Genomic DNA, 9,391 nt, shown 5'->3' with positions numbered 1-9,391 from the left:
ACGCGGGGTAGCGTCGGCATCTCGGTCGTGATTCATTCCTGGGTTTGGAGCCTGAGGAGGATGCGATGGCTGCTCCGGTGCCGCTGCGATCGGACTTCGATGCGCAAGCCTTGCGCGGTCTGGCCAAGGGGTCGCGTGATCCGGCGCAGACCCGCCGCCTGTTGGCGCTGTCGGTGATCGCCGCGGGTGGTCTGCGCTCGGAGGCGGCCGAGATCGGCGGGGTCGGGCTGCAAACGGTGCGCGACTGGGTCGTGGCCTTCAACGCCGATGGACCGGACGGGCTGATCGATGGCAAGGCCCCCGGGGCCCGTCCGCGCCTGAACGCCGACCAGCGCGATGTCCTCAAGGCGCTGGTCGAACAGGGACCGACGCCGGGTGGCGGTTGTGCGATCTGGCCCAAATCCTGTCCGAGGATCACGGCGTGTCGGTCTCCGAGCAGACCTTGAGCCGGGTCTTGCGGGCCATGGGCTACSSCAAGCTCTCGGCCCGCCCGCGCCATCACGCCCAGGATCCGGGCGCCGCGGCTTTAAACGTATGGCCCGCCCCGTCTGCAAGATGCGTTTTGATGGCGATGCGGTCTGCATCAACGTATCCGGTCTCAGGACCGTGTCCTGGCCAAGATGGATATCCGCGCGCCTCGGGTCCTCATAAAGCCTGCGGTGTCCCGCACCGCATTTAAAACCAGGATCACCACGACGCCGGTTCGACCGTTATGCCATCTGTCCGTCACCTCACGCAGACTGCTTCAACTCCGGCTGGAAGCGCCGGTCGCTGTCGATGTGCGATCAGGCCGTCGCGAGCGCGCCCTGATCGAAAGCTTGTTTTCGACGCAGTAGCGCCCACACGATGCGGGCCAGCTTGGCGGCCAGTGCCACCACGACCACGTTCGGGTGAGAGCGTGCGAGCAAACCTTGCAACCAAACCCCGAGCGGTGTCGGTTTGGCGGCCAGATGGGGCATCGCGGCGCAAGCCCCATGGATGAGCTGCTTGCGCAGATAGCGATTTCCGCGCTTGCTAATGCCCAGCATCTTTGTCCGACCGCCTGTCGAATGCTGACGCGGGGTCAGACCGAGCCAGGCCGCCAGATCCCGAGCTTTGGAAAACGCACTTGCGTCGCCGACCGCAGCAAGGAGAGCGGTCGCGTTGATTATGCCGACGCCGGGGATACTGCTGAGGCGTCGCGCCTGCTCATCGGTGCGCGTCAGGTCGGCAAACTCCTCATCATAGGCTCTGATTCGCTCGTCCAGGGCCGATGCTTCTTCGCAGAGATCCTCGATCAGCCTGCGGGTTCGACCGCTTACGGGCAGCTCGTCCATCCCGATCTCTCGCAAGCGACGCATCAGGACGAGGCGGCCCTTCGGCAGAACGATGCCACGCTCCAGAAGCACCGCGCGTAGCTGATTGATCAAGCTGGTGCGTGCAACCACGAGGCGTTCGCGGGCTCGATGCAGGACCTGCAGGTCCAACTGCGTCTCGCTCTTGAGCGAGACGAACCGCATGGTCGGTCGTGTCGCGGCTTCGGCAATCGCCTCCGCATCGCGGTCATCGGTCTTCTGCGCCTTGACGTAGGGCTGGACGTACTCGGGCGACATCAGCCGGATCGTGTGGCCCTGTGCAGCGAGCGTGCGACCGAGGAAGTGCGCGCCGCAGCACGCTTCCATCGCGACGATGCAGGTCGGCAAGCTCGCCGCGAAGGCAATCACGGCCTCGCGCGTCATGCGGCGCCGAAGCACGATGGCCCCATTTATATCCAATCCCGCCAAGCTGCAGGTGTACTTGCCCAGGTCGATCCCGAGCACTGCGATGGGTGTCTTGATCATCGGTCCTCTCCTGCTGTCGCCGACAGCGTACCGTTAGGACGTGAGGGGCGGAAAGACTTCCCCGACCGTCTGGCGGACATCGCGCAGGCTGTCGGCGGCAAGCCGGTAGAAGTCTGGTTCTGTGACGAGGCCCGTGTCGGCCAGAAGAACACCCTGACCCRACGCTGGGCCAAGGGCGGAACGCGACCCTCGGCCCCCAAGGACCAGCGCACGGCCTCGGCCTACATCTTCGGGGCGATCTGCCCGGCCCGGGGCGTCGGGGCAGGCTTGGTCATGCCCCGCTGCACCACGTCAGCGATGGCCCATCATCTCGAAGAGATTTCGGCGACCGTGGCTCCTGGCGCCCACGCCGTCCTCCTGCTCGATCAAGCCGGCTGGCACACCACCAGGTCGATCACTGCTGCGATGCCTGGAACAAAATCATCGCCCAACCCTGGCGCCTCATGTCCATCGGACTGCGCCGATGGGCCCATGCGTTCTGATCAGTGAGGATTGGTATTACGTTAGCGTTCTGAGAGTGGCGCATGCGAATGCAGAATGCCATTCTGACTGTTTAATTTACTTTCTCTTGCTGCCATCAAATATCCATTGATACGCATTATTCTCGAACAATGAATGCCATCTTTCTATTTACGCAGTTTGATCACCGACGAATCACAGGTCATAGCAATCAGGCATACCTACCTTAAAAGGTGCGGTACGACCGTATGGCCAAATGGCGCCTCAAAGGGGAGACAATAGAATTTGTGCACGATCAGATGGAGGGACCTGTATTGGTCGATGAAAAGCTACCCGATCGGCTCAAAGCTGGAGAGGCCTATACTACTACTTCAGTCATCTCCTACGATGTCATGGTAGCGGTCGATGTACGCCCCCACCGTGATCAACTTGCCATCTTTGTCTTCGATCAAGTCGTTCCAGTGTTTGCGCAATAACTTGACCGTACGGCGAGGATCATCAAACGGGTTCTCCACACGTTTGGAAAGCGCGGCGTTTGTTCGCTGGTAGATCAGCGAAACGCTTCTTCGCTTGATGTTCTCCATGTGTAGTTGCCTTGTGAAGCTCTCGGCAAAGGCGTTCCAGGCACGGGTGTCGACGCGAAAACGCGGCACGTCGATGATCTCGACACCATCGATGAACTGGGTCCGGAACTCGTCGTCGGCGGCTCTCTTGAGGTCGTAGTCAACCCGCTTCTCGAATTGTCGGCCATAGTGCTTCAAGTCGACATGGCTTCCGTTTGAGGACAAATAAATTTTCGCCTCCGTGCCCAACGCCCCCCAAAGTCCTTCGACACGGCCAAGGTATCGAGCCCGGACCCGATTTCGTCGGCTGGGATCCTTCAGCCCAGCCAAGAGCGTGAGGGTACGGGCTCGCCCCACGTGGCCAGCTTTCCGAAAAAGATGCTTACGTTCAGCGTGACAGGCCGCCGAGCACCAGTCGCTCAGTTGAGTCAGGGCAAAATAGCGGCTCCGCCAGTGTCCGCTGCCTTCGGTACCGCCGTCGATAGCTCCGGCGGTCTGCAGATACGGTATGCTGAGCCTTCGGGTCCGCTGGGTCTCGAACCCGACATTAAGTACGATTTGCTCCAACGTCCCGGGTGGAAGGTCTGCATGCAAGTCGATGTGCACGCGTAGGAAGGAAGGATCGGGACGGAAGGTCGCGGCCAAACGGCCCCGCTGCAGCCAAAGGTCGAAGTTGTCAGCCTTCGACGTCGCGTCCTTGACCACGATGGTGGGCAGCCGCACGATAATACCGTCCGCCAGCGTGATGTTCGGTATCTCCTGGACCTTGGCGTGACCATCCGCAACATCGGTCACTGCCCTCCTGACGGCACGCAGCCACTTCAAGATAGGTTTGTGGTGCGTGGCGGTCAGCCAGGCTCTGCACAGCAGCTCGGAGTTGATGCCGCCGTCAAATGCCTGTCGGGTGGCGTTCCCGGAGCCGTAAACGAACGAGTGCGCGCTCTTACCGCCGGGCGTCTCCCACTCGATATGGAACACCTTCGCGTGCACGAGCCCCGACGCCCCGCCGAGCGCCACCTGGACCTGTTGGCCCTTGGAGCGCAGCGCCCGGATCATCTTGACGTCCTCCGGGCGGCATCCATCGTCGATAACGACGGTCAACATGCCGGGAGCGAGGTCCTTCACCAAGCGTTGAAAGAACGTTTTCTCGACGTAGGGTGCCACTACCAGCACCGACCGCGCCTTCCAGCCCGGTCGCTCAAACAGGTCATAGTGGCTCATAGTCGCCTACCTCGACCCCCGAGACACCGAAGTGCGTGCCCGTCGGGAGGATGCGACGGTACGCGGCCGCAGACGAACCCGACGACCGCGGGATTGAGTTCGAAAACCATTTCAGAACCATCCACCGCGGAGGTTCCAGGCAAGTCCCTGAGAGGCCTCAGCTATCGCCCTGCCCCGCGCGGAGGTGGCACGGATGCAGCTAAGTCAGTTCTCACCTGTTCTGATGTGACGAACAGGTGGCCCCGCTCGGCCCGGGATGATGCCGGACACCATCCGCCGAGAGCCGTCCAGGCAAAGTACCGCGCCTTCTAGTGGGCATCAAACGCGACCTCGGGTCGGAAGCTGTCGCCCGAACGGCCAAGCTAATTGAGGTCGGCCCCTCAAGGCTCCCAAGGCGGAGTGAAAATGGTATGCGAAATTCAGCCGATGAGGCCTGAAACGACCTGATTAGGCAGCACGAAACGGACCCAAAACAGCTGCTTCCCTAGGGAAGCCGACCGCGCATGAAATCCCGACCTCCAATTTTTTGAGACGATTTCCCCTCTGCGATAGCGGTTTTTGGTACCGTAATGGTTCCAAAATTCACTGCCCTTGTGAGCATCACTGCACATCAGGCGGCTGCAGCTAGAGCGACGGTTGCTCAAACAGCATGCAGATGTGGTATCTCATGCCCCTGCTTCTCCCCAAGGTATACCGGCACGGGGTCACTCCCGTGCCGGCAACGTCACTATTCAGCAGCTTGCTGGTCTTGGTCGCGGTCCCAGTCAGCAGTCGGATCGTCCTGCGCTTCCGGAGCATCTACCTCCGGATCGCGTCGCTCGGTCCCGGGCTTTCCCATCACCTCACGGTACTTGCGACTCCAAATTAGGAGATCGTCCTCTACCGCACCGAGGAGATCACGCCACTCCCGAACGTCCCGTGTGTCGACACCTTGAGCCTCGACGAGCGGACGCCCATCGTCTCCAAGCACCTTTGAGACGGCCTCATGAGCCTTGCGTAGCCCTTCCATCGCGAGCCCTAGCTCGCTTACGGCATTGTCGAAGCGGTGAGCTGGGGTATCACCTGGCCGTGGCGCCCGAGCCCGTCCAGAGGGGCTGAACTCATTGCGGAGATAGATATCCGTGACGAGCCGGTCACCCCTATCATCGCTCATCTGAAGCACGGTGCCGTCGGGGCCGACAGCCCGAATGGCGACCTCAGCAGCGTAGTCACGAAGTGCTTGGCCTAGCTGCAGAATGCCCTGTGGCCGCTGACGCATAGCCTCCAAGACCTCGGCAGGGGTTCGACGATCGGGCTGATCGTTGTTCGCAGTGCCACGGTCGGCATTGAGCCGGCCCTGGACGATCAGGGGATAGGCAGCACGAACCGCGAGCTCGACGGTATTGGGAGATGGCCCGTCGTCGTTGCCTTCGGCGATGTTACGCCGAGCCTCTTCAAGGGCTGCCGTCACAAGCGCGTCGGTGCCGCGGTCCGTTGGCTTCCACGACTGGTTGTGGGCTGCCTTTCCGAAGGCGTGCCGCAGATAGCGGCGCACCTGATCAGCCTTATCCGGATCGTCAGCGAGAGCCCGCAGGATAAGCGCAGCCGCTAGATCATTGAGTAAGCGCTGATTGACGCGCTTGCGGGTCGACTGACTAGTGACAGCGACCCTGATGGCGGTGCGATAGCTTTCATCCGGGTTCACGAAAAGCCCGACGATCTCCGCCGCCCGTACGGCTGGGTCATCCGAGAGGTGGGCAGCCTTCGCCTCGGCGCGAGTGATTGAGCCTTCATAATAAGCGAGTTGCGTCGCAGTAATTAGATTGCGACGGTAGAGTTCGTCCATCACCTCGTTCGCGAGCGACTCGTTCTCCGGACCGGCACCCCAGGGCTGCGGTGGGTCGACGTGACGGAGCGCAACGTAACTCCGAACTGCGGTCGGGAATGTAGTCGTGCCTCCCGCGAAAGGCTCGAATCCAACCAAGATCAAAGCCGGAATACGCTCACAGCGCAGCGCGACCAAGTCTTCGGGCTCCGCTCCGGCCTCCAACGCCTTGTTTAGGCGCCGTACCGTTCCCCGCACAGGACCTTCGTCTTCATACGGTACATCGCCCGAGCGAACGCCGAGGATGCTGTGGTCCGCTGTAATGCGGGAGGAGCCCTCAGCAGTGACAGGAACCGTTACTGGATCGGTGCCGTCTGCTGGATGGTAGGTGGTGGCGACAAGGGTCACAGCCTCCATCACACCCTGCAGACGGATCGAGTCGCGCCAATCGTTGGCATTGAGAACGTACTTCGCCGCCAGCTGTGCGGCCCAATCCAGATGGTGCCGGCTTTCAATGTCGACCCGAAGTTCGGCAACCGTCGGCGACAGGTAATCAGGCGACCGCGGCTCCGGGATGGGACGGAACTTGCTGTCCTCGCTGCCAGTGCCGGGAGCTACAGCAAATGGGTGCCGACGGGCAGGCAGAATACGAGGATTGCGTGAGTCCGGCATTACCTTGCGAGCCCAGACATACGTCCGGATGCCTAAAAGGGTGCCGCCGGATACAGCAATGCGCTCCGCCTCAGGCTCCCTCGTGTCGCCGATAGACTTCCGCACGGCAGTCGGATTGACGACGGCATCCGCGATTGCCCGCGAGGCGGCTGGAGAAAGCCCAAACGCCTCGACCAGCTTGTCGGCCAGTGTCTGGCGCGCCTTGCTATGGGCATAGTCGGGAAGCGCCTCAACAGGGCGCGGGATGACGTGAGTATCGAAAGAGGCAGTCATGATCAGTTCCTTGGCAATGCGACCGAGCTCGAAGCTCGTCGAAGCCTCGGTCGCGACACGGGAGGTCGTCTTCCGAGGGAGGCCAAGGACGTGAAGTCCGGGCGTATCCTCCTTCCGCTTACCGGCCAGAACCGGCGTCACCGAAGGCGGCAACAGCTTGGATGAGGCCTGATCGAGGCGTACCGGCTTTAGGACAGGGAGTCCTGCTGCCGGCGTAACCGCCCCCCGTCTCGCTCCCGCCTGGCTCCTGGCGGGTGTTAAGGGGGTTGTGGGCCGTCCGCGCTGCGTCGCGGTCCACGTAGACTTATGAAGTTCGGACGGCCTGTCAATAGGTGGGCACTGAAGCGATCCATGGTTTACATGAGTGCTGTGCCGGAACGAAAAAGGCCGGCGATTGCTCGCCGGCCCTAAGCCAATTCAAATTTTTGAAGCCGGAAGACCGGATCTTAGGCCATCACACGCGCTCCAACCTTAACCTCGATGCGAGCGCTCGCCACCATGGCTTCCTGAGGGGTAAGCAGATTGCGCGGCCGGTCGCCTGAGAGGTCGCGCGACGAAAACCGCGGCTGGTGCTTGCTGTTGCCCATTGCGAGAGCTCCGGCCTTGGTCGCCTCCTCGGCAATGTGCCCGTAGGTGGTCCGAACCATCTGCTCGGACATATCGACGAAGGCCGCAGTGTCCGCAATGGAGCATCCAGCGCGAAGACACTGGGTGACTGTGGTGTGGCGGAACTCGTGGACGATAATGTCTCCGAGACCGCAGCGTGAACCCACCAGCTTGATGAGCTTCAGCAGCGAGCCGGCGTCATGCTCAGTGCCGTCCTCCTTCCGGAAGACGTGCATATGCTTCTTCTTAAGATCTTCTGTGCGCCAACGTCGGGTGAAGTCCTTCAGCGCACCTGGAATGAATGACGTCCCTGCTGGCTTCGGCTTACGCTTGGGACCAGCGAACTTCCCTACACGCATGCCAGAACGCCGGATGATGCCACGGTCAGGATCAATCCACCCCTTGTGAGGATGCTCATCCCAGACCAGATTGCACGCCCTCGTGCTTCGAGTGCCTGTGTAGTAGAGAACTAGGATCGCCCGGGCGGCTTGGCGAAAGCTCTCCCGGACCGTCAAGTCCTCAAAATCTTCGGAGACCTTGCGTCGGATAGTGATGCGGCCCGACGCTGGGTCGGTAACCGTTTCCGTAATCCAGCATTCGCGATCCTTGCTCCAGGTGTATCCGCGGTGGCAGACCCAGAGAAGCCGAGCGACTTGCGCGCGCGTCAGCCAATTTTGACGAGGCTCCCCCCGCTCTGGAACCCAAAAACCATTAGCAATGGGCACGGCATGTCGAAACTTGTAGTTGTTCACGGCCGCACGAGCAAAGCTGAGATCCATACGGGTATTTCCAACGGACATTAGGGCGCTTCCCGAACCACCCTTTCGGGCAGGCTTAGTCAGCATATCGGCATTATAAGCCTCGGAGAGGGCAGGCGTTATCTCGCCAATAGTAACTCCCTTTGTGCCTCGCTTTGTGTCCAGCCAGCCAAGCACTCGTGTAAGGCGCCGACACATCTGATTGTAGTCACGCACCTGTTCGACGGTGCCCTTTGCGCCAGGATCGGACCACTTCTTGTAGTCTTCGAAAATTACCGCCACCGGTACGCTTCGAGGGGCATATAAGCCCAGTGCGGCTGCCATGCGGCGCAGCATAGCGCTTTCTTCGGCTGCCGCGATGTTGTCGCCCGTGATCATGAGGGACCGCTTGGGGCCATCGCCGGCCATGTAGGCCATGCCGTGCTTCCCTCCACGGTCCTTCCGGATCAGCACGCGGACGGGCTTCCGCGGCCGTCCACGGCGGGCCTTCGGGAGATCGATCTCGGCAGCCTTGAGACGGATTTCCTTGCCAGCGGCACCTGCAATAAGAGCCATGAATTCTGCAAGAGTGTTGGACATGGTACGCAATCCTTCTACGTTCTCGTCTTATACAAAGATTGTTATTTGCAGGATAGTTTGATGATCTGTATTTACGTTTCATCAGGATGTCCTTTACTTCGACATGGCGGTTGTCTCGGTAGATCCGAAATACAGGCATGAGTATTTCGTCTAGTTTTCAGGAGGCTGGTTGTTGGCCAGCCTCAATTTGGCGGTCTCGGAGCGGCTGACAGGCGCCCATTGCTATGATGGCTTGGCGATTGGTAAGGTGGCGCCCAGCAACAATTGCGACTGCCAAAGCCCCATCCCTAACTGCAACACGCAAGGAGTGCGTGGTGAGGGGGCCATCTGGCCAGAATAGCGCGGCCGCTTCCGGTAGAGTTAGGAGTTCGTCCTCCCTCCAGTCGCTTGGATCCGGCCGCGCCGCGACCCTGGGCGGGATGCGCTTGGTGCTCATTGGGATCCTCCATGGTCCAGGCATGCCACTGCGCTTACGACAATGAAGTCGTTTCCGCCCGAGGGCGCATGCTGCCAAAACGTGAGGTCAAGCTTATGAGCAAGCTCAGTAAGAGTGACCTTTCGTACAGTTGATGTGACGTCGATATCACTCTTAATTTCGGATGCGACTTCGCATTGACGCACCTTTTCGGCTGCGCA

4 protein-coding genes and 2 pseudogenes are annotated in these 9,391 nt (G+C 60.8%); 2 read left to right on the top strand and 4 right to left on the bottom strand.

From position 1 onward, the window contains the following. Nucleotides 1-65: 65 nt before the first annotated feature. Nucleotides 66-526: pseudogene (locus ASG63_RS03495) on the top strand (helix-turn-helix domain-containing protein); the annotation flags it as partial. 259 nt (nucleotides 527-785) lie between these two features. On the opposite strand, the gene ASG63_RS03490 reads toward ASG63_RS03495, so the two are convergent. Continuing rightward, the gene (locus tag ASG63_RS03490; protein WP_056212119.1) at nucleotides 786-1,820 is read right to left on the bottom strand and encodes an IS110 family transposase; all 1,035 of its coding nucleotides are present in this window, start codon (nucleotides 1,818-1,820) and stop codon (nucleotides 786-788) included. A gap of 48 nt (nucleotides 1,821-1,868) precedes the next feature. On the opposite strand from ASG63_RS03490, the pseudogene ASG63_RS23945 reads away from it, so the two are divergent. Beyond that, a pseudogene (locus ASG63_RS23945) lies at nucleotides 1,869-2,302 on the top strand (transposase); the annotation flags it as partial. A gap of 348 nt (nucleotides 2,303-2,650) precedes the next feature. Here the strand turns inward: ASG63_RS23945 and ASG63_RS03485 are convergent. The 3 genes from ASG63_RS03485 to ASG63_RS24940 form a co-directional block, all read right to left on the bottom strand. Next, entirely contained in the window at nucleotides 2,651-4,063 is a 1,413-nt protein-coding gene (locus ASG63_RS03485; protein WP_056212117.1) for a hypothetical protein, read from the bottom strand. 727 nt (nucleotides 4,064-4,790) lie between these two features. Beyond that, a complete protein-coding gene (locus tag ASG63_RS03480) occupies nucleotides 4,791-6,812 on the bottom strand; it encodes a hypothetical protein (RefSeq protein WP_156394056.1) in 2,022 nt (673 codons plus the stop codon). Between the two features lie 446 nt (nucleotides 6,813-7,258). Then, nucleotides 7,259-8,755, bottom strand: a complete 1,497-nt coding sequence (locus ASG63_RS24940) for a hypothetical protein (RefSeq protein ID WP_156394055.1) — start codon at nucleotides 8,753-8,755, stop codon at nucleotides 7,259-7,261. Nucleotides 8,756-9,391: the final 636 nt, after the last annotated feature.

Origin of the sequence: Methylobacterium sp. Leaf94 (assembly GCF_001426045.1) — a bacterium.
In the GTDB taxonomy this organism is placed as follows: domain Bacteria; phylum Pseudomonadota; class Alphaproteobacteria; order Rhizobiales; family Beijerinckiaceae; genus Methylobacterium.
The sequence above is the reverse complement of the archived record's forward strand: the minus strand, read 5'-3'. Positions and strand labels throughout refer to the sequence as shown.

Coding starts and splice junctions, on each gene's coding strand:
- ASG63_RS03485 (WP_056212117.1), bottom strand. CDS start 4,063: ATGAGCCACTATGACCTGTTTGAGCGACCGGGCTGGAAGGCGCGGTCG.
- ASG63_RS24940 (WP_156394055.1), bottom strand. CDS start 8,755: ATGTCCAACACTCTTGCAGAATTCATGGCTCTTATTGCAGGTGCCGCT.
- ASG63_RS03490 (WP_056212119.1), bottom strand. CDS start 1,820: ATGATCAAGACACCCATCGCAGTGCTCGGGATCGACCTGGGCAAGTAC.
- ASG63_RS03480 (WP_156394056.1), bottom strand. CDS start 6,812: ATGACTGCCTCTTTCGATACTCACGTCATCCCGCGCCCTGTTGAGGCG.